Source organism: Actinacidiphila cocklensis (assembly GCF_907177275.1).
Lineage (GTDB): Bacteria > Actinomycetota > Actinomycetes > Streptomycetales > Streptomycetaceae > Actinacidiphila > Actinacidiphila cocklensis.
Map to the genome: position 1 here is coordinate 36,018 of NZ_CAJSLV010000043.1, position 23,958 is coordinate 59,975.

A 23,958-nucleotide genomic window follows, 5' to 3' on the forward strand; every position below is an offset into this window, starting at 1 on the left:
GGACTCACCCGTGCCCGCGCCCTCCGGGGGACAGTTCGAGCTCGCTCGGCGACGTCTGGGCCTGTCGGGGAAGCAGGAGCGGGGTGGTCAGGATGAGCAGCCCTGCGACCGCGAGAGCGGTGCGCGGGCTTGTGACGTCGGCGAGCAGCCCGGTAAGCGCCGTGAGGACGGCGATGGACGCCTGCTGGCCGATCGACCAGGCCGACAGGGTGCGGGCGACGAGATGCTTGGGGGTGTGTTCGAGCCGGTAGGTGGCGAGCACCGGGCTGTACAGGCTCATGTTGACGATGATCGCCAGCTCGACGGCCATCACGGTGACGAGGCCGACGACGCCGGGACGGACGAAGGCCAGGCCGATCAGCCAGACGGCGCGCAGGGTGCCGACGGTCCGGAAGACCTGATGCCGGCCGAAGCGGGCCACGACATGGCGGGCCAGCCGCGACCCGATGAGACCGCCGAGGCAGGGGGCGGCGAAGGCGAGGCCGTACTGCCAGGGCGGGAACCCGAGCCGGCGAAGCAGGAGCACGGCAAGCAGCGGCTCGGTGGCCATGATCAGACCGGCGACGAGCATCTGGTTGAGGTAGAGCGGCCGCAGACCGGGGTGACCCATGATGTGCCGCCAGCCGTCGAGCAGCGCGCCCGCCCGGACCGGGCTCCTGTCGGTCGCTCGCGGCGTTCGCGGCGCCTCTTCCCGGCCGCGGATCGCGGTGATCCCCAGCGCGGAGAGCAGGTAGCTGAGCGCGTCGGCCACCACGGTGGTGACCGGCCCGAACAGGCCGATCGCCGCCCCGCCCAGCGGTGGCCCCACAGCGATGGAGCTCCAGTTCGTGGACTCGAACCGCGCGTTGGCGACGAGCAGGTCGTCCGGCCGGACGAGGGCCTTGAGGTAGGCGCCGCTGGCCGCGTTGAACGCGATCTTCGCCGCGGCGACCACGGCCGAGACCACAAGCAGCTGGACGAAACCGAGCCGATCGACGGCGTAGGCGACCGGGATCGTCGCCATGGCCGCGAACCGGGCCACGTCCATCGTGATCATGACCGGGCGCTTGCGCCGGAACTCCACCCACGGAGCGAGCGGCACCGCGATCAGCGCACCCACCGCAGGCCCCACCGCGGACAGCGCCGACACCTCAGCAGGCCCGGCGTGCAACGCCAGTACAGCGATCAGCGGCAATGCCCCGAACCCCAGCCCTGACCCGTACGCGCTCACCGCATACGCCGCCCACAGCCAGCTGAACTGCCGGCCCAACCGCCTCCTGCCCACCATGCTCAGCGCGCTCCCCTTCACGTCCCATTCGAACAAACCGACGTTGGCCAGGGAGAGGTAAGCGGGCAGAACAACAGCAGGTCAAACAACTGACCTGCCGGCGATCCACAATCATCGGTTGTTCACTAAGGTGGGTCGGCGTGGATCTCGAAGCAGTACGTACCTTCGTCGCCGTCGCGGAAGCGGGCCAGTTCCAGAAAGCCGCCGTCGACCTGTCGATCACCCAGCAGGCCGTCTCCAAGCGCATCGCCGCGCTGGAGCGCACCCTCGGCGTGCGGCTGTTCACCCGAGCCCCGCGCGGCGCTGAGCTCACCATCGACGGGCAGGCGTTCCTGCCCCACGCACGCGAGCTGCTGCGTGTCGCCGAGCGCGCGAGCGCGTCCGTACGCCCCGGCCACCGTCCGCTGCGCGTCGACGTGATCGCCTCGCGCAGCGCGCAGTCGGGCCTGATGCGCGGCTTCCACCGCGCACACCCCGAGATCGGCCTCGACGTGATGATGCTCTTCGACATCGAGACGGCCGTCACCGCCATCCGCTCCGGCGCGATCGACGCGTCCTTCCGCGCCGTCGCCGCGCCCGGCCAGCCCCTTCCCGAGGACATCGAGTCCGTCCGGGTGCTCGACGAGCCGCTTCAACTCCTCACCGGCCCCGCCCACGCCCTGGCGAGCGCCCGGTCGGTGACCCTCGCTCAGCTCACCGGGCACCGGATCTGGATGCCCGGCATCGCCCCCGGCACCGAGTGGGGCGCCTACTACGACGACCTCGTCGCCGAGTTCGGCCTCACCATCGAGGTGACCGGTCCCAACTTCGGCTCCGACGCGCTCCTCGACACCATCTCCGACACCCCGGCCCTGGCCACCTTCATGGGCGAGCACAGCCGCCTCATCTGGCCCGCCGACCACGGCCTGCGCCGCATTCCGGTGACCGACCCGACGCCCGTCTACCCGCACTCGCTCCTCTGGCACCGCGACAACCCACACCCGGCGCTGGCCACCCTCCGCACCCACCTCGCCGCGACGACGGCCGGCCACAGCGCCGCCGGGACCTGGGCACCGGGCTGGGTGATCCCGCGCTGACCGGCTCACCGGTCTTCCTGGTGGCGGCCACCGCGGAACGCACCGCGTTCCGACGGGTGGCCGGCACGGGCCGGACCGTCGCCTCACGTGGCGTCGCGGCCTTCTTGTGCTGTCCACCGCGGTGCCCGATCAGGACCCGCGGCCGCGGGCCTGAGCCCGCGGTGGAAGCGCGGGCTCGCGCAGGAGAGAGGACCTTTCGACCGCCGCACGCCTCGACGTAGGCGAGCAGGACGGCGAGTCCTGGCACCGCAGGCCGGGTCGACCGCCCCGGCCGGGTGCGGGGTTCGTACGGACCACCGTCGCCGGAGTCGGGCGGCAGGCGGCAGGTGGGGCGGCTCGCTGAGAGCCCGCCCCACCTGCCGCTTCGGATCGGTGGGTCAGTGTCGCAGCTTCAGGCGGTGCAGGCCGCCGGCGACGGTACCGACGTAGAGGTAGCCGCCGTCCGGACTCGCCGCCAGCGTCGTGGCGTTCAGGTTCTGCAGCCCGTTGGAGATGTTGGCCCAGGTCTGGCCGTTGTCGGTGCTGCGCAGGACACCGCGGCCGCCCCTGGGCAGGTTGTTCACCAACGACGACGTCGTGGCCGCGTACAGCGCTCCGCCGACCCGGATGATGTCCGAGACGCTCGTCGGGAGCCCTCCGGTGTCCGCGGTCCTGAAGGACCGCCCGCCGTCGCTGCTCACCCGGACGCCGTCACCGCCGACGAGCAGCCGGCTGCCGTCGATCGCCAGCGCGGAGACGGCACCGTCGGCGACCTTGGTGACCGTGGCCCCGCCGTCGTCCGACCGGTAGAGGCCGCTGGTGTTGCCCAGCCACAGGCGGAGCGGGTCGTGCGGGTCGCCGGCCACGGCGTCGAAGAAGGCGTCATGGTGGAGGGCCTTCCATGTGCTGCCGTTGTCCGCGGTCGCGAACAGGCCCGCGTCGTCGAGGGTCGTGTACCCGACGAGCACCCGGTCAGGGTCGGCGGGGTCGATGGTGAGCGACGTCGGGTTCTCCTGGAAGAGCGCCTTCTGCTCCCACGTCGTGCCGCCGTCGTCGCTCCGGTAGATGTAGAACGTCCCGTCGCCCGAGCCTTCGCGAACCTTCCACACCACCTTGGGGTTCTTGGGCGACACGGCGACCAGCCTGACCGTCTCGCCGAACCGTCCCTCGTTGCCCGAGGCACCCCATTCAGCGGCTCCGACCGGCAGTTGGGCGCGCTGGACCCCGTAGGGCGTACCCGCGAGCAGGGTGTTCCCGGTGACGGCCAGGTCGTGGACCGTCCCGCCCTGGACCCCGATGCGCCGGTAGCCGGCGGCGGTGCCCCGGTAGAGGCCGGCCGTCTGCTCGGCGATCGTGAACGATCCGTCCGCCCAGCGGTCGTAGTCCAGCGGTATCGCACTGGCCGCCGGGTTGGGGATCGGCGACCAGACACGGCCCTCGTTGCGGCCGAGCCAGCTCTCGCCGGCCGCCGCCAGGAACACGTCGCCGCCGGAGATCCGGAGGCCGTCGCCGATCCAGGGCTGTGCAAGCAGGGTGGACCAGGTGCCTCCGTGGTCGTACGAGCCGACCACGCCGGTCTGCTGGTCGTAGGCGACGACGGCGGAACCGTCCGCAGTCAGTGCCCTGATGCCGCCGGAGGAACGGTAGACCTGCCGGACCGCTCCCGGGGTGCCGGAGACGATGCCCGGTCGCACCCAGACGCCGTCCTGGTTCGCAAGGTACAGGTCGTTCCCGCCGACCGCCGCCCACCTGACGTCACCGGGGACCCCGGTGGGATACCCCGTCCAGGTGTCTCCCGCGTCGGTGCTGACGAGGAGTCCGCCGTCGGTCACCGCGATCAGGGCGCGGGTCTTGTCGTCGGCGACCAGCGCGGAGATGCGGGTGTTCGGTACGGCGAGTGCCGTCCAGGTACGGCCCCGGTCCTGCGTCCGCAGGACCGTGCCCTGTGTCACCGATCCACCGCTGACGGCGTACCACCAGCGGTCCGCCCGCTTGGCGTCGATGACGACGGCTCCGCTGCCACCGGACACCGGGAGGCGGTTGAGCTGGGTCCAGGTGGTGCCGCTGTCGGTGGTGAGCCACGGTCCGGCCTTGCCGCTCTGGGTGACGACGGCCTCCCGGGGCGCGCTGGGGGCGATGGTGAGCTCCCCCGCCTCCGAGTTGGGGCCGACCGGCTCCCACCGGTCGCTCCGGCTGTCCTGAGGGGTGACCTCGAAGAAGGCTGAGCCGACGAGATGCTGCCCGGTGGTGGCGATGCCGCTGACCGACACCCGGTACGCCCCTGGGGCGCCGACGGTCACCGCCGCCTCGTACGAGGTACCGCTGTCGGCCACCGCCGGGACGGTGACGGCCTTGCCGTGCGGCGGGGTGACGACGATGGCCGGCGGTGCGCCGAGCGGGACGGGGCTGCCGACGAACACCGTGGAGTGGCCGTCGCTCGGGTCGGGCGTGGCCTGCACCAGCATCGGCCGGGCGACCAGCAGGTAGGGGACGGTGATGGCCGGGCCGAGGTCAGGGGTGACGGTGACGTGTCCGCTGACCTCGGCGGCGGCAGCCGGGCGGGCCGCCTTCAGCGTCACGGTGGCGGTGGCCGTCCCGCCGGGCGCGATGTCGAGGCGCCCGGGGTTGATCGTGGCCGCGCCGCCGGCCGTCAACGTGGCGGCGAGCCGCCGTGTTCCGGTGTTGTGGAGCGTGACGGTCCTCGTGCCGCCGATGGTCTGCCGGGAGAGGTCCGCGAGCCCGAAGGAGAGCGTCGCCGGTTCGGCGGTGACCACCGCGCCGGCCGCCGCGGACACGTCGAGCCGCCCGGAGCCCGCGGTGGTCGGTGCGACGCCGTCCAGCGGTTTCGCGGTACCGACCAGCGCGGACTTCACGTCCTCGGGTGACTCCCCCGGGTGCAGTTGCCGCAGCAGCACCGCCGCGCCGGCCACGTGCGGAGCGGCCATCGACGTACCGGACATGCGGTACTCGCCGGGCGCGTACAGGCCCTTCGGTACGGTGGAGCGGATCTCCACGCCGGGCGCCACCAGGTCGGGCTTCAGTTCCAGCCGCTGCGAGGGGCCGCGGGAGGAGAACGACGCGATCTGGTCCGTGGCGTCGGTGCCCCTGACCGTGACGGACGTCCGCCCGCTCGCCAGCCGGGCGCTCAGCTCGGCGCACTGGCCGTCGTCGACGCCCATGAGGACGATCTTGTCCATGCGCTGGGAGTCGCCGGAGTCCTCGATGCCGGGGGCGTCGGCGGAAACCGTCGCGACTCCCGGCTCGGCGGCGGTGAACTGGGGGCCGCCCCCGCTGCCGGCCGGAGGGCCGACGAGCAGGGCGAAGGCGCCGCGCTGCTCCGCCTGCCGGGCCAGGTCCACGGTCGGGTCCGCCCGGACCAGCACGATCTTGCCGTGCAGGTCGCCGATCCGCGACCAGTCCGTGCCGTCGCCCCCGTCCACCAGGGGGGCGGTGACCGGTGCGAGGGGCGGGTTGGCCGACAGGGACAGCCGGGTGGTCTGCAGGAGCTCGGGGTGCGGCCCGGCCAGATACGCCGTCGGCAGCACGAGGTTGCTCGTCGAGGCGCCGACCGCGATGACCCCGTCGGCGGACGCCGGACTGATGACGGTGCTCGGGCCGGGACCGGCGTTCCCGGCGGCCGCCACCACGACAACGCCGGCGCGGGTGGCGGCCGTCGCGGCCAGGCCCACCGGATCGGTACCGTCGCCTGTGCCGCCCAGGCTCATGTTGATCACGTCGGCGCGGTGCGGGTTCGCCGGGTCGGCCGCCGCCTCGATGCCCGCGATGATGTCGGACTCCCAACCGGTGCCGTCGGCTGCCATGACCTTGTACGCGACGATGCTTGCGTCGGGGGCGACGCCGGTGATGCCGCCCTTCTCCGCGGCCCTGCCCGCGATGATCCCCGCGACATGGGTGCCGTGGCCGTTGTCGTCCATCGGGTCGGCGTCGCCGTTGGCGAAGTCGTAGCCCGCCACGACCTTGTGTCCGGGGCCGAATCCACCGCCGAGGTCGGGATGGGTGTAGTCGACGCCGGAGTCGATGACGGCGACCGTCACCCCCGCTCCACGGGTGGCCGTCCCCGCCGGGTCCTCGCGCTTCCACACGTCGGGCGCTCCGACGAGCGGAACGCTGACGTCGGTCTGCGCCTTCATCGGGGCGTCGGGCACGACGGCCGTGACGCCCGGCAGCGTGGACAGCCGGGCGACCTCGCCGGCGGGCACCGTCATCGCCACCGCGTCGACGAGGAGGTTGAAGGCGCGGACCGACGCGGGGTGCAGACCGGCCTGCCGTGCCCTGCCGAGGAGGTCCTGCTGCCGCGAGGCCAGCGTTCTGCGTTGCGCGGCGACCGCGGGGGCATCGGCCGCCCGCACCCGGCCCCCGGGGACGGCGCCGACCGCGGCGGCCCCGGAGAGCTCCACGATCACCCGCTGTCCGGGCGCCGGGGGAACCGAGCCCGCGGCGGTCGGAATCCCGGCGAGGAGCCCTCCGGCAACGACGGCTGCCAGACCGGCGCTGAGCGATGTTCGACGAGTGAATGCCATGGGCAGCAGTAGTACGTGCAGCGGTCTGACCACGGCAATGTTTCTCCGTGGCCCGTTGATGCCAGTGGCACACGTGGGCCAGAATTCGGCCGGTGATCACCGAACTGACCGCCGCGGGCATCGACCCGTTCGACGAGGGCGTCTATCGCGCGATCCTCGCCCGGCACACCGCGCGCCCCGCAGAACTCGCCGCCGACCTCGGCCACTCCCCGGATCGGATCGCCCGCGCGCTGGACCGGTTGCGCGACCACGGGCTGGTCGGCCGGCTCGCCGGGCCCCGCCGCCGCTACGCAGCGATCGAGCCGCGGGCGGCGATGGAGGCACTGATCAGAGCCAGGACGGCCGAGCTGGACCGGGTCAGGAGCGCGGCGACCGAACTGTCCCTGCTGTTCGCCGGGGCGCAGGAAGGCGCCACCGACGACGTCGAGATCGTCACCGGCAGCGAAGCGCTGGGCCGCTGGTTCGTACGCCTGCAGCAGCAGGCCTGCAAGGAGGTCATCGCCCTCGACCGGCCGCCGTACGCGCTGACCACCTCCAACCCGGTGGAGATCGCCGCACTGGCTCGCGGCGTGGAATACCGCTCGGTCTACGCCCCTGAGGCGCTGCAGTGGCCGGGCGTCCTCGGTGACATCCGCGAGCTGATCGGCCACGGCGAACAGGCACGGGTGCTGCCGGGGTTGCGGGTCAAACTCGCCATCGCCGACCGCCGGCTCGCCCTGATGCCGCTGTCGCTCGACCTCAGCGACGTACGGGCCGCGGTCATCCACCCCTCCACCCTGCTCGACGCGCTCGTCGACTACTGGAAGATGTGCTGGCGGCAGGCCACTCCGCTGGACTCCCCCGCCGAGGACCCGCTCGACGAGGAGGACAGGCAGTTGCTGACCCTCCTGGTCAGCGGCCTCAAGGACGAGGCGATAGCCCGTCAGCTCGGCTTGTCGATCCGCACCATGAGGCGCCGGATGAGCCGCCTGCTGGCGTTGCTCGGCGCGGCCAACCGCTTCCAGGCCGGAGTCATCGCGGCCCGCAGCGGCTGGCTGTGACTCCGCGCGCCGCCTTCCGGTCCGGCGACTCGCGCGGCCGGCGAGCGGAAGGGGGCGGGTCGAGGATCGCCTGTCGAGGCCGTTGCGTGCGGCCGGGTGACGCAGCCTGGGATCACGGTCCTTGGGCTCCGGCGGTGACCTGGCTCGCGTCGAAGGCGTCGTCACCGGCACCGGCACCGGGAGCGGTCCGCACCGTCCTCGGCCGTCACAGCCAGCCGCGACGGACGGCCTGCGCGCCGGCCTGGAAGCGGCTCGTCGCACCCAGGCGAGCAGTCAGCTCGTTGATACGCCGGCGCAGTGTGCGCTCGCTGATGCCGAGCTGGCGCAGGATCGCCTCGTCCTTCAGCCCGGCGTTGAGCAGGTGCAGGAGGGATCGGTCCGCGGGCAGCAGGTCCGGGTGGCCCTCGTTGGCCGTCGTCGTCCCGCCTGTCCCGGAGAACACCGGGACCGCCTGTGCCCAGTGCGCCTCGAACAGCTCCCGCAGCGCGTCGCACAGCCGGGATCGCCGGACGAGTGCCGCCGAGGTGCGGATGCCCTCGGCGCTCGCGGTCAGCGGGATCACGGCCTCACGGTCGTCGACGAGCACCATCTTCAGCGGCACCCGGGGCGCCACCCTGGCCTGCTCGCCCAGGGACACCAGGGAGCGCAGCCGATCCGCGCGGTCCGGGATCGCGAGCACCTCGGTCGAGTAGACCGCGCGGACGCTGATGCCGCGCCCCAGCAGGTCCTGCTCGGCGCTGGACGCGGTGTGGTCGACCGTGACGTAGGGCGGGGTGTCGAAGGCGAGGACCTCCTGCTGTGCCCCGGCCATCAGCTCGGTCAGGTGTGCCGTGATCGCGATGGGCCCCTCGATGACCTCGACCAGGCGGTGCGGATCGGTCCGCAGCATCCGCTCGTGGAAGTCGGCGGCGTAGGTCTCCAACGCCGCGGTGGTGCGGTCCAGTTCGGCACGCCGCGTCCGGATCATCGCGGCCAGGCCCAGGCGTGGGTCCACCGCGCTCCAGCGCAGCGGGCGGCCGGGCGCGAGCTCGGCCAGTCCGGCCTCCGTCAAGGTCTCCAGGATCCGGCGTACCCCGGCCGCGGACACGTCGGACACATGGTCGGCGACTTCCTGAAGGGTCAGTGGGGGCTGGACGACCAGCATCCGATAGACCCGCTCGCTCGCCTCGTCCAGCCCGACGGACTCCAGCATGGCGCCCTCCTCTCATCGTGGGAATGCTGGCACGGGCGCAGCCTAACCGTCTTGGCCGATACCGGCAGCTGCCGGAATCGGCCACCGTTGCTTCTGCCGGACGGCCCTCACCGATGCCAGAGTGCTGCCACTCCCCCGTGCGGCGACAACCTCTGGACCAGGCAGAGTCGTCGCACCCGATGACGGAAGCGACGGACAGCCGATGAGACGAAGTAGGGGCATACGCTCCAGCACAGTGGCAACTGTGCTGGCAGTCGGCGCGGCCCTGCTGGCGATGCCCGCAGCCCATGCGGACACTTCGCAGAACCACAAGGAGCTGCGCCTCGACGCGGGCTCCCTCGCGAAGCTGAGCAAGCGGTTCGAGAACCGCATCGACGGGACGTCGGCGCAGGTGGCCTCCCAGGAGCACAGCGGCTCGGCCGCGCTGCCCCCCTCGGCCGCACCATCCGCCGCCGGCCGCGGCAGCGCCGCCGCACCCGCACCCGCATCCCCGTCCGCTTCCGCGTCCACCGCCACGACGTTGCAGCAGACCGGCCAGGCGGAGACGGCACGCGGCTACGCGGTGACCACGGCCCTGCCGGGCACCGGCGACTGGGTCGCCGTCTTCAGTGGCGGCACCATCACCCGGTACGACGCCAAGGGCAAGCAGGTCTGGGACCGTACGGCGACCTCGTTGTACACGGACTGGAAGGTCTCGCCGACCAACTGGTACCAGCCGAACCCGTACGTGCCGAACCTCTACGAGGGTTACGACCCGTACCAGATGTCGTCGACGGGCCGGCACCCGTACGTGACCGGCGACTTCAACCACGACGGCACCGACGACATCGCCGTCGCCTACGCGGTGGCGGACTACCCGTTCCGTCCGTTCACCTCGCCCGGCTCCGACCTGGACTACGGCACCTTCGTCACCGTGCTGGACGGGGGCACCGGGAAGACCACCTGGAGCAAGCTGGTCCCCGGCTCGGTCGGCAACATGCTGGCCCAGGACGGCAAGCTGATCGTCGCCAACTCCACCGGCCCCAGCTGGACGTACGACCCGACCCCCGAGCAGGGGGACAGCCGCAGCAACCTCACCGCGTACAGCTTCGCTCCCGCCGCGGGCGGAAAGCTGACCGGGACAGCCGCCTGGACCTACTCCACGCGGGCGCCGTGGGCGAACTGGGGCGACCTGGAGTCGCTGGACAGCGGGCGGATCGCCGCGTCCTGGTCCGACACGCCGATGGGTCTGGGCAGTCCGCGTCCGCCCGCCGGGCACGTCCTGGTCATCGATCCCTCGAACGGCCGGGTCGCGACCGACACCAGGACTCCGGGCTATCCCCGGATGGTGGCGCAGGACCCGCAGACCGGCCGCGTCCTGGTCGTCGAGCAGAACGACCCCTTCGACAGCGTGCGCTGGGACCTCACCTCCATCGACCCGCGCAGCGGGACCCGTTCGGTGATCGCCTCCCGCGAGGGCACCATCCCGGAGGACTTCCAGGTCGTCCCGGACCCGCACGGCCATGAGGTGCGCTACGCGGTCGCCGAACTCGGCATCAACGCGGACCTGACCGACGGGCAGAGCACCGTCTCCGGTTGGGACGACCGCGGCAGGACCGTCTGGTCGCAGACCACCGCCTCCACGGTCGGCGGCCCCAACGCGCCGGTTCTGGCCCTGCAGTACGACACCCACGGCAGCGGCGAGGTCGTCGCCTCGGTCTCCGACCCCGCCAACGACTCCGCCACGCTGCAGAACGGCCCGGAGCACACCCAGGTCCTCGGCTTCGACGCGCAGAGCGGATCTGTCGACTGGAAGCAGGAGGGCTCCGTCTCCGGCGACCAGCTCACCCCCTACCAGGGGCGCCTGCTGACCGTCGGCTACGACAGCACCGCCTACTTCTTCGACCCGGAGAAGGGCCTGCCCCAGCCGCTGCCGCTGTTCGCCGACCCCTACGCCGCGGTCGCCGCGGACGTGAACGGCGACCACGTCAAGGACCTGGTGGTCGGCGGCCAGAGCCGCGGCGTCTTCGCCCTCGACGGCCGGACGCTGAAGAACGCGAAGCCGGCCCTGCTGTGGCAGGCGACCGTCGGCGGTTCCGTGCACCAGCTGACGACCGGCGCCTTCGCAGACCGGAACGGACACCCCACCGCCTCGGTGGTGGCCGCCACCGGCACCGGATTCTCCGTCCTCGACCTGCGCACGGGAGCGGTCCGCAGCAACGTGCCCACAGGGAAGGGCTACACCGGCTCGGTCACCGTCACCCCCGACGGCCACGGCGACTCCCAGATCGTGGTCCCGAACACCACCCTGACCGCCTACTCCGCCGACGGCACCCCCAACTGGACCTACACCCCGACCGGTACCGCCGGGAAGTCCCTGGTCTTCTCCACCGTCACCACCGACTCCGCCGGCCACCTGCTGCTGGAGTACGGCGGCAGCTACCCGGAGACCGGCACGCCTGCGGTCTCCGACCCGGCCCCCACCGCGGTCAGCCTGGACCCGGCGACGGGTACCCCGCTCTGGGCCACGCCGACCAGCGACCCGGGCGCCGGCTGGGTGGCCCCCGGCGACAGTGTCTACGCCGACCCGGCAGTGCCCGGTGCGGACGGTCACGCCGCGGCGTTCGCCTTCCGCGGGCAGTCCTCGGCCAACACGCACCTCATCGAGTTCCTGGACACCCGCACGGGCGCCGTCGCCTCCCACTACGAGAGCCCCGGCTCCATCGGATTCGAGTCCTTCACCGCCTCCCGGCAGAGCGGGCTTGTCGAGACCCGGCAGTTCAACGCCACCGTCTATCCCACGGACGGCAGCGCGCCCTACCCGTTCACCGACTACCTCAACGCCCACAACGGCGTGTTCACCCACAGCAGCAAGGGCACCGAAGGGTTCGTGACCGCGGAGGAGGGCCTGCTGACCTACCCCAGCCCCGTGCCGAACACCGACAACGTCGTCATCGGTGAGAACGACTTCGCTCTGGGCGCCAATGCGGTCACGACGGCCGAGCTCGGCAACGGCACAGCTGACGACGTGATCGGGCTCGCCTTCGACTGGCGCGGCTTCGACCTGGCAGTCCAGGCGGTCGGCGGCGGGGGTTTCGCCAGCGACGCCTTCCCGCACGGCCTGACCACCTACCAGCTCACCGACACGCCGGGCACCGCTGCCGGGACCTCCCCGTCCGCGGCAGCCACGCCGACCGCCGACGGCCCCGCGAGCCCCCTGCCGGGCACCGGCATGCCGGTCGCCACCACCGCGTTCCCGGTCCAGGTGAAGGCCACGCTCCCGGCGGCGAAGGTGCACAGCGACGCAGCGGACAACGACGCCGAGACGACGCGCGGCTACAGCCCGCAGCAGATCCAGGCACGCCTGGGCCTCAAGGGTGACGGCACCGGCCAGACCGTGGCCATCGTCGACGCCTTCGACTACCCGACGGCCGAGGCGGACCTGAACCACTTCGCCACCCACTTCGACCTGCCGCCCACCTGCGACACGGTGGACGCCGGCGCGGACTGCTTCGACTTCCAGCAGGTCTACGCCGACGGCAGCCGGCCGGCCGGCAACACCGGCTGGAACGAGGAGGCGGCGCTGGACATCGAGTGGGTGCACTCGGTCGCCCCGCACGCGAAGATCGTCCTCGTCGAGTCGGCCGACGCGTCGATGGCGGCCCTGGAGCGCGCCGACGACGCAGCCGCGGCGCTGCACCCCGCGGCGGTCAGCAACAGCTGGGGCTCGGGCGAGTTCTCCGAGGAGGGCTTCTACGACGGCCACTGCAAGCTCGCCGACTCGGTCTGCGTGCAGTCCACCGGCGACGCCGGCTACCCCTCGGGGTACTCGGCGACCAACCCCTACGTCCTGGCCATCGGCGGCACCAGCCTCCAGCTCGACGCGGCCGGCAACACCACCGACGAGACGGCGTGGCGCTCGACGGGCGGCGGCCTGAGCTACTTCGAGCCGCGACCGGCATACCAGGACGGCGTCCAGACCTCGCCGCTCCGGGCCACACCGGACGTCAGCATGGTCGCCGACCCCGCGACCGGCGTGCCGGTGTACGTGACGATGACGACCGTCACCGGCACACAGCGCTCCGTGTGGGTCGAGGTCGGCGGCACCAGCCTGGCGGCGCCGATCTGGGGCGCCGTCATCGCCTCCGCCGACCAGCTGCGGGCGGCGGCGGGCAAGCCGCACCTGGCCTCGGCGGGTCCTGACGGCGACACCGCACACGCGGACGTCTACGCCCTCGGCAGCGACCACCTGCGTGACATCACCTCCGGCGCCAACGGCGCCTGCGGTGCGGAGTGCACCGCGGGACCCGGCTACGACACCGTCACCGGCCTCGGCTCTCCGACCACCGGAGTGGACACGGCCCTTGCCGCGATGAAGTAACCGGCAACCACACCCGGAGGGGCCTGGCATCAGCAGATGCCAGGCCCCTCCGGGCATACCGGCGGGCCGAGGGAACGGCCTCTGAACTGCAAGAACACCGTCGGGACGACAGGATTTGAACCTGCGACCCCTTGACCCCCAGCGGTCGAAATCAACTGCGTCTGCCGTTCACCCGTCCAATTACCCAGGTCAGGGCCTGCCTCGTCCAACCCGCGTGACACCTGCCACCGCCTCATGACGCACAGTCCGTGAGAGCTCCGTGAGAAGCGCGAGCCGCTGCCCTGGCCATCGGCCAGAGCCAGCACCTGGCCGGAGCGCCGTGCCCCTGCGATTCCCCCTACCCCCGGCCGTTCCTCACCCTCGCGGCGAACCGCAGGGCCACCTTCCGCCATACAGCGGCGGCGGTCAGGTCTTCCCGAAGGGCCACACGGTGCAGCTCCTCCCGGTCCGCTCCGTAGCGTTCCAGCCGAGCCGCGGACCACCGGGTGAGGCTCTCCGGCGCGACCTCGGGGTGGAACTGCACGCCCCATGCTGCCGCCCCGACCCGGAACGCCTGATAGGCGCACCGCTCACTACTCGCCAGCCAGTGTGCTCCCTGCGGCAGGCGCACGATCGCGTCCACGTGGTTCTCCACAGCCGTCGGCCGCTCCGGCAGCTCCCGGAACAGCGCATCATCCGCCGCCTCATGGCGCAACGTCAGCACCGTGCTGCCGAACTCCGGCTCCCCATGCGCTCCCTCCACCGCACCGCCCGCGACCTGGGCGAGCATCTGGCCGCCGAGGCAGATACCGAACATCGGCACCCCCCGCTGCAGTGCCTGCTCCACCAGCGCCCGAGTACCCGCCAGCCACGGCGCCCGCTCGTCGTCATCGGGCAGGTACCCCCCGCCCAGCACGACCAGCGCGTCGTGCTCCAGCCGCCCCGGAAGCTCCTCCCCCGCGTCCGCCCGCACCACCTCCATGCCGACACCGCCCTCGGCGAGCCAGCCGGACCACCGCCCAGGCCCACTGTGCGCACTGCTCTGCACCACCAGCACCGTTGCCCCAACAGCCATGACTCCGACCGGTTCCTTTCCGTCACCTCCGCCCGGACACGGCCGCCGAACGGACACACCAAGCACCCCCGGCCCGAGGCAGAAGGCCACGGGACAGCGGCACCGCCTATCTCGCCGGGCTCCCGAGACCGCCCGGCACCTACCGCGGACCACACCCCCGGGGGACATCATGCGAAAGCCATCACGCGCTCGGGCCCACCCTCCACGCCGCCACCGCCGAAAGCCCCTCGCCCGCGCGTGGATTCCCTCCCCCGCGGACGGCCTGCCAGACGCCCAGCACACGCGAGGGAGGCCCGGCATGAGCCGCACACTGCACTGGCGCGCAGGCGCCGTTCAGCCGAAGAGCGAACTGCCGGGCGACCTCACACGCGCAATCGCCCACCACTACCGGGGCCATGACTGCGGCGCGCGGGACGGCGATCCGCCGCGGCCGGTGCGGGAGCGGTGACACAGACGGCTTTGCGCTGCGTGCCGGCTCCTCTTTACGGCGCGGAGTCCTTTATGCCCTCCCTTGTGGCCTTGTCGTAGGCCTGGGCGGGGGATATGCCGTGTCTGGTGCGGGTGGCGTCGGTGGTGAAGTTGTAGTTGCGGTCCAGGCCGATCACGTTGGTGAACCTGCTGACCTTGGCGCACTTGGCCGTGTTGTCGCCGAGCTGCCGGTTCGCGCCGTCCAGTGCGGCCTTGCGGTCGGCGTCGGTCGCGTCGGTCTTGCCGCCGGGGAAGGTCGTGCCGGTGGTCCAGTCGGAGCCGACGGTCAGGACGATGCCGGTCGCCGAGGCGTCCTGCTTGACGTCCTTCGCCGGTATGCCGAGGGCCTTGGCCACGGACCGGGCCTGGGCCTGCCGGCCGGCCGGGTAGGCCACCGAGGTGGTGGGGGTCTGGGTGCCGGTGACCGCGGTGGCCTGGGTGAAGCCGCGGTTCTTCAGCTCCTTCTGGACGTCGCCGGCGCGGCCGGGGACGAGCACGCCGTCCTTGGCGGCGCCGTTCTGGACCTTCACCGGGATCGCGGACGGCGGCACGGTAGGCGTGGCGGAGGCCGAGGCGGACGGCACGGCGGTGCCGTCATCAGTGGTCAGCGACTGGTCGTCGGCGATCGTCTTGAACAGGGCGGCCGCGCCCGGCTGCACCAATTGCGTCCCGGACTCGAGGTCCTGGGTCTGGATCGTGGCGAAGGTGACCCGCTTGGTGGGGACCTTGTTGAGGTCCTGGCCGAGGCCGATCAGCTTGGGAACGGAATGGAGAGAGTTGTCGACGGTCAGTGCGTTGGTTGCGGCGTTCGCGATCTTCCACATCTTGCTGGGGCTGCTCAGAGTGCCGTTGCTCTTGAGCTTGTTCAGCAGAGCCGTCATGAAGACGTGTTGGCCGTCGGTCCGGCCGCGGCTGTCCGTACCGTCGCCGAAGCCGTGCCGGGTGCGCAGGAAGGCCAGGGCCGCATCGCCGACCAGTTCGTGCTGCCCCTTCTTGAGCTTGAGGTGGCTGTACGGGTCGTAGATGTTGCCGTCCACGCAGACATCGACACCGCCGACGGCGTTGGACATGTCCACCACGCCCTGGAATTTGACCTTCATGAAGTGGTCGATGGGTATGCCGGTCAGTTGGTGCACGGCGTCCACGCTGCACCCGGGGCCGCCGTTGAGCGCCGAGTTGATCATCGCGTTGTGCTGCGGACCCATCTGCGCATGGCCCTCGTCGTGGCAGCCGTTCCAGTCCGTGCGCAGGTCGCGCGGGATGCTCATGACGGTGGCGTTGGTGCGGTCGGCGGATATGTGCAGCAGTATCTCCACGTCCGCGCGCTCACCGCCCTGGCCGTTCTCGCAGTGGCCGCCGAGCTTGCAGTCCGCGGCGCTGTTGCGGCCGTCCGAGCCCAGGACCAGGATGTTGATGGGGGTGCGGCCGAAGGCGTCGGGTTTCTCGTGGCCCGCGCCGTCCTTGCCGTTGGCGGACAGGTCGTCGGACTTGATGTTGCCGTTGAGCTTCCAGTAGGCGTAGCCCGCCGCGCCGCCTGCGCCGAGGATGACGAAGGCCATGGTGATGCCGACGATCTTCAGCACGCGCCTGCCGCGCCGTCCGCCGCCCTTGCGGGCCGCCTTGCGGGCCGCCGCCCTGCCGCCCGCAGGCCGCTCGTCCTCGCCGGTCGCGGGAGACGCGGTGTCGGCGTTCGGCGCCGACGGGCGTGCGCTGTGCGCGCCGGCACGACGGCGTCCGGTGCCAGGCCCCCGGGAACCGCGGGAGGGCTCGCTCATTGTTGTGATCCCTGTGACGTCGGACCCAGGCAGGCTGGGATGCTCGACTCCAAGGACGTCTGAGGCGGGCGACAGGTTGCACTCCGCTGATCAGACAATCATCTCGCCGCCTCCGGATACGCAACGACGGCAATCGCGGTCTGAGATCCCCGGCGAACGGCCGCCCCGGCACGAGGGTGGTTCGCGTGTCAAAAAGCCTTGCCGCCGGACTCGCTGCCTGTGATCATCGGTGAGCTGTGCTGGACACCTGCGGGGGGCAGATGATCACGACGGTTTTTCGCAGTGCCGACCTGCCACCGGAACAGCGGCTGGTCCGCTTCGACGAGTTCCAGGTCGGCAGCCGGCAGCCGATGCGGGTGACAGGTGCGGGCGCGGAGGAATTCTGCGCGACATCCCGGTCAGCGTCCAGTTCGACCAGTTCGCCGGGCAGGAGGAGTCGTAGCCCCAGTGGCCGCTGTTGCCGGCCTGGTTGGTGGTCGTCGTCGACGGCCGCGTCCCCCAGGTCAGGGCGGTCGAGGACCACGACGAGGTGATCCGCAGCGCGTTGGTGGCGGCACCCGAGGTGCCGCAGGTCGCCGAGTAGTAGTTGTAGAGCGACATCGTCGCCGACTGGATGTGCTTGCCGGTGAACGGCGACACGTCGAACTTCAGGTACGCGCGGGCCACGTCGGAACCCGCGTCGTACGTTCCCGACTTCAGCTCCTCGGAGGAGACCTGGGAGTCGGGGTAGTCGGGCGTCTGCACCCATGTGTCGGTCGTCACCGCGAGGGTGGAAGTGGGGTCCACCGTCACCGGGTAGGTCAGGGCCGGGTCGGCCAGGAAATGCGGGTCCGGTGTCAGTACGAGGGTCTGCGCCCCGTTCTTTGCCGTCTCGATCGTCGTGCCGACCCTCGCGAGGTGCTCCGACTCGCCGGAGGCCGGGCTCTTCGAGGAGTCCCACATCATCGGCGCGGGCGCTTCGGCGACCAGCTTGCCCGCGGTGTCCTTCAGCAGCAGGTGTCCCGAGGCCGCCTGGGACAGCTTCAGCCCGTTCAGCTGCATCGGGATCCGGTACGAGACCGGCGCGCCGGGTGCGCTCGCCAGCACGACGCTGTCGGAGAACCCCTGCTTGAGTGCGGTGACCTTCAACATCTGGCCGCTGCCCAGATCGTACGAGGCGGTCGCGCCCGCCACCTTCGGGGCCGGCAGCGTGCGCTCCCAGCCCATGCCGAACCGTGCGGTGCCCCGGACCACCGACGCCAGTTGCGTGTCACCGCCGTCGGAGATGGCGGTGTCCGCCGCGGCGGACACCGGCTTCAGGTCGGCGCCCGTGTCGGAAAGGGAGGTGTCGATCTCCTGCCAGACGCCGTTGCGCTTGACCCGTATCGCGTCCGCGTAAGCCTCTGTCTGGAGGGCGCCGGACGGGAGCGCCCAAGTCGACGAGTCCGCGGCCCGCCGCGACAGGATCTCGATCTTGCGGCCCTGCAGCCGAGCCATCAGCATCGCGGACGCCTCGTCCTCGGCCTGCGCCGGGCCGAGGGTCTTTTTGGCGGCCGCAGGCGCCGCGGCGGGCGCCTTCGCCCCCCGGGAGACCGCTATCGCGTCGCCGGTGCCCTGCACCATCAACGCGGCCTCGCCCAGCAGCAGCAACGCCGCCAGGGCGGCGATCCGGGTCACGTTCCCTGAGCGGCGCGGTACGCGGGATCTGGATCTTCCCGGCCAATCTGTGAGATGTGCACGACTCATCCAGGACTCCTTGCACGAAGTGGAAGAGGAGCATCGTGGAGGGCAGGAATCCCTCCACCGGGGCAGGTGGTGGGGACGTGCCCACCGGGGGCAGCCTTGCCAGTGCGTCGAGACCCGTATTGACGTGTCCTCACCAATGAGTGCACTGTGCTGCACCCACGGTCCACTGGGCCGGCGCGCAATCCGGATACGGAGGACGATCCCGGCGATGGCTGTCACGGGGCCGGCCGACACGGGAATCCGAAGCGCCTGCCGGAGTCGGTTGCGGGCGGCAGTTCGGGGTCGTGCGGAGGCGGAATTCGCCGCATTCTCTCGGCAGGGAGGCGCGGGCGGTATCCGCGTTCGCCCGGCAGTCCTCGATGATCTTCCGGAAGGAGTCGGTGTCCACCGTGGTGATATCGCAGGGGCCGGCAGGCTGCGGTGCTCGATGCGGGACGCGCCGGTCTCCGGTCGACAGTGCACAGCAGCGCGGTTCAGTGAGCGGGACAGCCGCCCTCCGAAGGGCAGGAGTCTCAGGCGAAGGCGGTGCTGGCCAACACCGCGTACACGGCGGTGCCGGCCGCCACGGACAGCGTGACGTTGCGCCGCCACACGTGCAGTCCCACGGTGACGGCGAGTGCCGCCGCGGTCGGCCAGGCCCGGTCGGGAACGCGTGGCGTGAAGTCGCGCAGCGTGTAAAGGGCGAGAACGACCATCACCCCCACCGGCATCGACGTTTTGAGGTACCCGGTCAGTGGATTCGAGCGCAGCGGCACCAGCATGGCGAACGGGAGCGCGCGCAGCGCCCAGGTGACGGCGACGGCGGTGCCGACGGCGGTGATCAGGTAGCCGGGTTCAGGCATCGGTGGACCTCCTGCGTCTGCGGGCGAGGGCGTAGCGGATCAGCAGCCCGGCAGTGAACATCAGGAACGCCACCGGCAGCATCTCGCCGGGCAGGGCAACCCGCCCGATGAGTGCGCAGATCACAGCGAGCACGAGTACGGGCAGGTCACGATGGGCGCGGAAGGCATCGATGGCCAGCACGGTGAACAGCGCGGTCACCGCGAAGTCCAGGCCGGTGACCCGTGCGGGCACGATCGAGCCGAGCAGGGCGCCGGCGGTAGCGCCGCCCGCCCAGTACAGGTGGATGAACCCCTGGAGCAGCAGGATGCGGCGGCTGGAGTACGACTGCGCAGCCTCGTTTGCGGTGACCGCGTACACCTCATCGGAGAGGGCGAAGGTGCTGTACGCACGGGCGGCCCTGCCCTTGATCTGGTGCAGGGGGAAGGACAGGGCGTAGAAGACGTGCCGGAAGTTCACCAGGAACGCCGTCAGCGCGACTTGCGCCAGCGGAACGGTGGCCAGGACGAGCCCGAGGAAGAGGAACTCCAGCGAACCGGCGTAGATGAGGCTGGAGAAGACGCTGGCCCACCACCAGCGAAGCCCGGAGTGGACGACCAGGACGCCGAAGGCGATGCCCATCGGGAAGGCGCCCAGACCGACGGCCCCGGAGTCCCTCAGCGCCTGCAGGGGGGCGGAGGGGGGCGGCGCCTGGGCGGCCGGCGGGTACCCGGCGCTTTCGACAGGAGGTGCTGACATGACGTAATTCTATGAGTATCTGCACCTTATATGGTGTCTCATTATGGCTGTAAAGTCGCACTGTGAACAATGAACAGGCGCTGGATCGCATAGACCGCGACATTTTGTTTCATCTCCAGCGGGACGGTCGGCTGACGAACGTCGAATTGGCCCAGCGCGTCGGCCTGACACCGCCGCCGTGCCTGCGGCGGGTCAAGAGGCTGGAGGAGTCCGGCGTCATCGCGGGCTACCGGGCGCGCGTCAACCCTGAGGCCATCGGCCGCGGTCTGGAGGTGACGGTCTCCATCGAGGTCTCCGTCAGCGATCTGAAAACCCTGGAAGGCCTTGAGGCAGCGATCGCCGGATACGAGGAAGTCGTCGAGTTCCGCCGCCTGTTCGGCACCCCCGACTACCACCTGCGCGTCCTGGTCGCTGACTACGCGGCGTATGAAGCCTTCGAGTTCCGCAAGCTCATCGGCATCCCGGGCATCGCCCGGGTGATCTCCCAGCCCACCATGAAGACGATCAAGGACATGGGGTAGTACGTGCGCCTGGCAGGCGTTGCGGCCGTGCTTGGACCGTGCCCTACGTAACGCCCCTATCCCCGTCGCCATCGAGACCTCCGGTTCCGTCGGGGGGTGCGTACCGATCGAAGAGCCTGTCGCGGAGCCCGGATGACGCAGATCCGTTCACTGATGCTCCGTCAAATCGCCCTCGCTCAGGCTGTCCAGGGCCGCTGGGAGTCGCTGGCGGATAAGATCGTAGGGCGCGGGTGGCAGTTGGGCGGGCACGACGCGGACGGGGAGCGGGAGGGCGGATGGCGACGGAGGGACGGGCGCTGACCGACCGCTACCGGCTGCTGCGGCTGCTGGGCTCCGGCGGCAGCAGCAGCGTCCACGAGGCAGAGGACCTGGCGCTCGACCGCCGGGTCGCCGTCAAGCTGCTGGCCGACGGCCCCGAGCCCGCTGGCGTCGTCGCCGCCGAGCGCTTCCGGCGCGAGGCGGCGACCCTGGCGAGGATCAGCTCCCCTTATGTGGTCGCGGTACTCGACGCGGGCACCGACGCCACCGGCACCCCCTTCGTGGTGATGGAACTGCTCGACGGCGTCGGACTCGACGCCCTCGTCGACACCCACGGAGCGCTGCCGCCCGACGTGGCGGAGGCGGTCGCGGCCAGTGTCTGCGCGGGTCTTGCGGTCGTCCACGAGGCGGGCGTGGTCCACCGTGACGTCAAACCGTCCAACGTCATGATCACCCGGGTCGGGCGGGTGGTCCTGCAGGACTTCGGTCTGGCCCGCACCGTCGACAACTCCCCGGTCACCGAACTGGGCGAAGTCGTCGGCACCCCGCGCTACCTGCCGCCCGAGACGCTTCGCGGCGCCTCGCCCCGGCCGGCCGCCGACCTCTACGGGCTCGGCACCTGCCTCTACACCATGCTCAGCGGGCGGCACCCCTTCGCCGGGGAAGAGGAGATCGCCCCGATCATCCTCCAGGTCGTCGACACCGGCTTGCCCCGGCTGGCCGGCACACCCGGCATCCCGGCGCGGCTCGCCGAGCTGACCGATGCCCTCACCGAGCGGGACGCCGATCTGCGCCCGGTGAGCGCCGCGGACGTGCTGGGCCGGCTGGAGACCACAGTCTCCGCGGAACTGGTACGGCAGTTGCGCGACCTGGTGGCCGACTGTATCCGCGACCAGGCGCTGGCCACCGTGCACCGGCCCGCGGCAGACGTGCCCGCGGCCTCGGAAGGCGTCCCCCTGACCGCCCCGCGCCCCGCGCCCGGCGACGGCAGGGAGCGCCCCGAGGAGATCTCGGGCCTGCACACCACGGCGGTTCCCACGCCGGTGTCCTGGCCCACGACGTCGGCGGCCGACGGGGTGCCCGGCGGCCACCCGGTGGGGCTGAGCAGCACCACCCAGCAGATGGTGATGAGCGGCATGACCGAGGCCAAGGCCACCTCACGGTTGCGCGAGGCGGTCACCCTGGTCCACCGCGGTGACCTGCAGGAGGCGGTGCGCATCCTCGGCACGCTGGCCCGGGTCTGCCCGATCTCGCTGGGGGCGGGCCACCCCACGACCCTGGCTGCCCAGTTCTGGCAGGCGATGTGCCTGTCGAGGGAGGGCGCCGGTGGGGAGGCGGTCGTGCTGTTCTCCGCCGTGAGCGAGCGCTGCGAGGCGGAGAGGAACAGTGGACGTGGATGAGACGGGCACGATCGGCGGCACCTTTGCCGCCGCCGGGGAGGTCGAGGTAGTCCTGACCCTGGCGGCCGCAGGGACGGCGGAGGACGATCTGCGGTCGCTGCTGCGCTGGCTGCGGGCGGACGAGTCGCTCGCGGGCAGGGCGGCAGGCCGAATACGGGACGGCGCGCCACCGCAGCCGGGCGCCATGGGCCTGGCCTTCGACGTCCTGCAGCTCACGATCGGGTCCGGGCTGTCAGCGGGGGCGCTGGCCGTCTCCCTCGCGCAGTGGCGGGACGCGCGGCGCCGCCCGCCGGGCATCACGCTGCGGCGCGGGCAGACGACCGTCGAGATCCCCGCGAGCGGGCCGGTCGACGTGGCCGCGCTGACCCGCGCCCTCCAGTTCCTCGGAACACAGCCGCAGGCCGACCTCCCGCTGCCAGCCGCGGCTCCGTTGGCGGCCGCTCCGCCGGATGCCCATCCGCCGCCGGTTCCCGCCCAGGGGCCGACGCGGGCGGCGATCGTACGCGCCGGGGAAGCGGCGGGTGATGGAACGCCTTCCTGATCCGATGGGCTCGCGGGCCGTCCTCATCGGCACTGCGGCCTACCGGCAACTGGAGCAGTTGCCCGCCGTTACCGCCAACCTGCGGGACCTGGCGCAGGCTCTGGGCGACCCCATGCTGTGGGGGCTACCCGACCGGCACTGCGCCGTCGTCACCGATCCGCAGGACTCCTCCGCCCTGCTCGACCCCGTACAGAGTGCGGGTGAGGACGCGGAGGACACGCTCCTCGTCTACTACGCCGGGCACGGGTTGCGGGACGCGGACTCCGCCGACCTCTACCTCGCACTGACCGGGTCGCGCGCCAACACCGGCTACACGGCGGTGGGTTACCAGCACTTGCGGGCAGTGGTCAGACAGTCCCGTGCCCGCCGCAAGATCATCGTACTGGACTGCTGCTTCAGCGGCCGGGCCGCGAAGGCGCTGACCGGCGGCATCATCGACGAGGCAGCGGTGGACGGCGCCTACGTGCTGGCGGCCTCGCCGCGGGACCGGGTGGCACTGGCCCCGGACGGCGAGAGGCACACCGCGTTCACCGGGGAGCTGCTCGACATCCTGCGGTCGGGCATCGTCGACGGGCCGGAACTCATCGACCTGGAGACGATCTACCAGGAGCTGGACGCTCGGCTGCGGTCCAAGAACCGGCCCCGGCCGCAGCGGCACCAGGAGAACAACACCGGCCGGCTCCCGCTGGTCCGCAACCGTGCCGCGACCGCGGAGCCGCTGCCGGCGGGTCCGGTGCTGCGCGAGGAGGTGCGCGCCGCCATGCTGGGCGCGGGGCTGTCAGTGGCCCGCATGCTGCGTTCGGCAGGCCGCAGCAGGGACGCGCTGCCGGTACTGCGCCTGGTCCTGCAGGAGGGCACCCCGGAGCCGGGCGCGCACAACTTCGCCGTGCAGCTCGAACTGGCCGAGCTGCTGGCCGACACGGGGCAGAGCCGGGAGGCCGTCGAGGTGCTGGAGCAGGCGTTCCTGCAGACCCGCAAGTCCTTCGGGCCGGAGGCGGTGTTGGTCTGCCGCCAGCTGGCTGACCTGCTCCAGGAGGCCGGCAATCACATACAAGCCTGCGAGGTGCTCAAGCACGCCCTGGACCTGATGGAGGTCGGCTCCGCGGTGGCCGCGGCGGAAGGCCAGGCGTAGCCCTGTCCCTGCCGAAAACCTCGACCATGCAGCTCATCGCCGCTATCGGTT

General features: G+C 71.6%; 16 protein-coding genes. 8 read left to right on the top strand and 8 right to left on the bottom strand.

The genetic code is table 11. From position 1 onward, the window contains the following. Nucleotides 1–4: 4 nt before the first annotated feature. Entirely contained in the window at nucleotides 5–1,267 is a 1,263-nt protein-coding gene (locus tag NFU81_RS07020; RefSeq protein WP_251486125.1) for an MFS transporter, read from the bottom strand. Between the two features lie 140 nt (nucleotides 1,268–1,407). Here NFU81_RS07020 and NFU81_RS07025 point away from each other — a divergent pair, with 140 nt between their 5' ends. Then, entirely contained in the window at nucleotides 1,408–2,343 is a 936-nt protein-coding gene (locus NFU81_RS07025; protein ID WP_251486129.1) for a LysR family transcriptional regulator, read from the top strand. A gap of 377 nt (nucleotides 2,344–2,720) precedes the next feature. Here NFU81_RS07025 and NFU81_RS07030 read toward each other — a convergent pair whose 3' ends face one another. Beyond that, nucleotides 2,721–6,863 (bottom strand): S8 family serine peptidase, encoded by a 4,143-nt coding sequence (locus NFU81_RS07030; RefSeq protein ID WP_274038122.1) that lies wholly within the window; start codon nucleotides 6,861–6,863, stop codon nucleotides 2,721–2,723. Nucleotides 6,864–6,955: 92 nt separating this feature from the next. Between NFU81_RS07030 and NFU81_RS07035 the strand changes: the two genes are divergently transcribed. Continuing rightward, nucleotides 6,956–7,903: a helix-turn-helix transcriptional regulator gene (locus NFU81_RS07035; protein ID WP_251486132.1), complete on the top strand. Its 948-nt coding sequence runs from the start codon at nucleotides 6,956–6,958 to the stop codon at nucleotides 7,901–7,903. Between the two features lie 205 nt (nucleotides 7,904–8,108). Here the strand turns inward: NFU81_RS07035 and NFU81_RS07040 are convergent, their stop codons facing one another. Beyond that, complete coding sequence (locus NFU81_RS07040) at nucleotides 8,109–9,095, bottom strand: helix-turn-helix domain-containing protein (protein WP_251486135.1); 987 nt, start codon at nucleotides 9,093–9,095, stop codon at nucleotides 8,109–8,111. A gap of 244 nt (nucleotides 9,096–9,339) precedes the next feature. On the opposite strand from NFU81_RS07040, the gene NFU81_RS07045 reads away from it, so the two are divergent. Continuing rightward, nucleotides 9,340–13,455 (top strand): S53 family peptidase, encoded by a 4,116-nt coding sequence (locus NFU81_RS07045; protein ID WP_251486138.1) that lies wholly within the window; start codon nucleotides 9,340–9,342, stop codon nucleotides 13,453–13,455. Nucleotides 13,456–13,792: 337 nt separating this feature from the next. Here the strand turns inward: NFU81_RS07045 and NFU81_RS07050 are convergent, their stop codons facing one another. Further along, nucleotides 13,793–14,509 (bottom strand): type 1 glutamine amidotransferase, encoded by a 717-nt coding sequence (locus NFU81_RS07050; RefSeq protein WP_251486141.1) that lies wholly within the window; start codon nucleotides 14,507–14,509, stop codon nucleotides 13,793–13,795. A 298-nt stretch (nucleotides 14,510–14,807) separates the two neighbouring features. On the opposite strand from NFU81_RS07050, the gene NFU81_RS07055 reads away from it, so the two are divergent. Continuing rightward, the gene (locus NFU81_RS07055; protein ID WP_251486143.1) at nucleotides 14,808–14,957 is read left to right on the top strand and encodes a hypothetical protein; all 150 of its coding nucleotides are present in this window, start codon (nucleotides 14,808–14,810) and stop codon (nucleotides 14,955–14,957) included. 34 nt (nucleotides 14,958–14,991) lie between these two features. Here the strand turns inward: NFU81_RS07055 and NFU81_RS07060 are convergent, their stop codons facing one another. The 4 genes from NFU81_RS07060 to NFU81_RS07075 form a co-directional block, all read right to left on the bottom strand. Next, nucleotides 14,992–16,752, bottom strand: coding sequence for an LCP family protein (locus tag NFU81_RS07060; RefSeq protein ID WP_251486145.1), 1,761 nt, complete (start codon nucleotides 16,750–16,752; stop codon nucleotides 14,992–14,994). 264 nt (nucleotides 16,753–17,016) lie between these two features. Beyond that, nucleotides 17,017–18,408: a DNRLRE domain-containing protein gene (locus tag NFU81_RS07065; protein ID WP_251486147.1), complete on the bottom strand. Its 1,392-nt coding sequence runs from the start codon at nucleotides 18,406–18,408 to the stop codon at nucleotides 17,017–17,019. A gap of 581 nt (nucleotides 18,409–18,989) precedes the next feature. Continuing rightward, nucleotides 18,990–19,319 carry a branched-chain amino acid transporter permease gene (locus NFU81_RS07070; protein WP_251486149.1) on the bottom strand — a complete coding sequence of 110 codons (330 nt, stop codon included), beginning with the start codon at nucleotides 19,317–19,319 and terminating at the stop codon, nucleotides 18,990–18,992. Beyond that, the gene (locus NFU81_RS07075; RefSeq protein ID WP_251486150.1) at nucleotides 19,312–20,055 is read right to left on the bottom strand and encodes an AzlC family ABC transporter permease; all 744 of its coding nucleotides are present in this window, start codon (nucleotides 20,053–20,055) and stop codon (nucleotides 19,312–19,314) included. The genes NFU81_RS07070 and NFU81_RS07075 overlap by 8 nt, the downstream gene beginning before the upstream one ends. 104 nt (nucleotides 20,056–20,159) lie before the next feature. Here NFU81_RS07075 and NFU81_RS07080 point away from each other — a divergent pair, with 104 nt between their 5' ends. The 4 genes from NFU81_RS07080 (at nucleotide 20,160) to NFU81_RS07095 (ending at nucleotide 23,907) form a co-directional block, all read left to right on the top strand. Beyond that, on the top strand, nucleotides 20,160–20,576 hold the full coding sequence (locus NFU81_RS07080) for an Lrp/AsnC family transcriptional regulator (RefSeq protein ID WP_251486375.1): 417 nt from the start codon (nucleotides 20,160–20,162) through the stop codon (nucleotides 20,574–20,576). 275 nt (nucleotides 20,577–20,851) lie between these two features. Further along, on the top strand, nucleotides 20,852–22,234 hold the full coding sequence (locus NFU81_RS07085; RefSeq protein ID WP_251486152.1) for a serine/threonine-protein kinase: 1,383 nt from the start codon (nucleotides 20,852–20,854) through the stop codon (nucleotides 22,232–22,234). Beyond that, nucleotides 22,227–22,775 (top strand): effector-associated constant component EACC1, encoded by a 549-nt coding sequence (locus tag NFU81_RS07090; RefSeq protein WP_251486153.1) that lies wholly within the window; start codon nucleotides 22,227–22,229, stop codon nucleotides 22,773–22,775. Before NFU81_RS07085 ends, NFU81_RS07090 begins: the two co-directional genes overlap by 8 nt. Then, complete coding sequence (locus NFU81_RS07095) at nucleotides 22,759–23,907, top strand: caspase family protein (protein ID WP_251486154.1); 1,149 nt, start codon at nucleotides 22,759–22,761, stop codon at nucleotides 23,905–23,907. Before NFU81_RS07090 ends, NFU81_RS07095 begins: the two co-directional genes overlap by 17 nt. Nucleotides 23,908–23,958 lie beyond the last annotated feature (51 nt).

What these genes read in the sequence shown, in the direction of transcription:
- NFU81_RS07060 (WP_251486145.1), bottom strand. Translation starts at nt 16,752, where the DNA reads ATGAGCGAGCCCTCCCGCGGTTCCCGGGGGCCTGGCACCGGACGCCGT.
- NFU81_RS07050 (WP_251486141.1), bottom strand. Translation starts at nt 14,509, where the DNA reads ATGGCTGTTGGGGCAACGGTGCTGGTGGTGCAGAGCAGTGCGCACAGT.
- NFU81_RS07020 (WP_251486125.1), bottom strand. Translation starts at nt 1,267, where the DNA reads ATGGTGGGCAGGAGGCGGTTGGGCCGGCAGTTCAGCTGGCTGTGGGCG.
- NFU81_RS07030 (WP_274038122.1), bottom strand. Translation starts at nt 6,863, where the DNA reads ATGGCATTCACTCGTCGAACATCGCTCAGCGCCGGTCTGGCAGCCGTC.
- NFU81_RS07070 (WP_251486149.1), bottom strand. Translation starts at nt 19,319, where the DNA reads ATGCCTGAACCCGGCTACCTGATCACCGCCGTCGGCACCGCCGTCGCC.
- NFU81_RS07085 (WP_251486152.1), top strand. Translation starts at nt 20,852, where the DNA reads ATGGCGACGGAGGGACGGGCGCTGACCGACCGCTACCGGCTGCTGCGG.
- NFU81_RS07055 (WP_251486143.1), top strand. Translation starts at nt 14,808, where the DNA reads ATGAGCCGCACACTGCACTGGCGCGCAGGCGCCGTTCAGCCGAAGAGC.
- NFU81_RS07075 (WP_251486150.1), bottom strand. Translation starts at nt 20,055, where the DNA reads ATGTCAGCACCTCCTGTCGAAAGCGCCGGGTACCCGCCGGCCGCCCAG.
- NFU81_RS07095 (WP_251486154.1), top strand. Translation starts at nt 22,759, where the DNA reads ATGGAACGCCTTCCTGATCCGATGGGCTCGCGGGCCGTCCTCATCGGC.
- NFU81_RS07040 (WP_251486135.1), bottom strand. Translation starts at nt 9,095, where the DNA reads ATGCTGGAGTCCGTCGGGCTGGACGAGGCGAGCGAGCGGGTCTATCGG.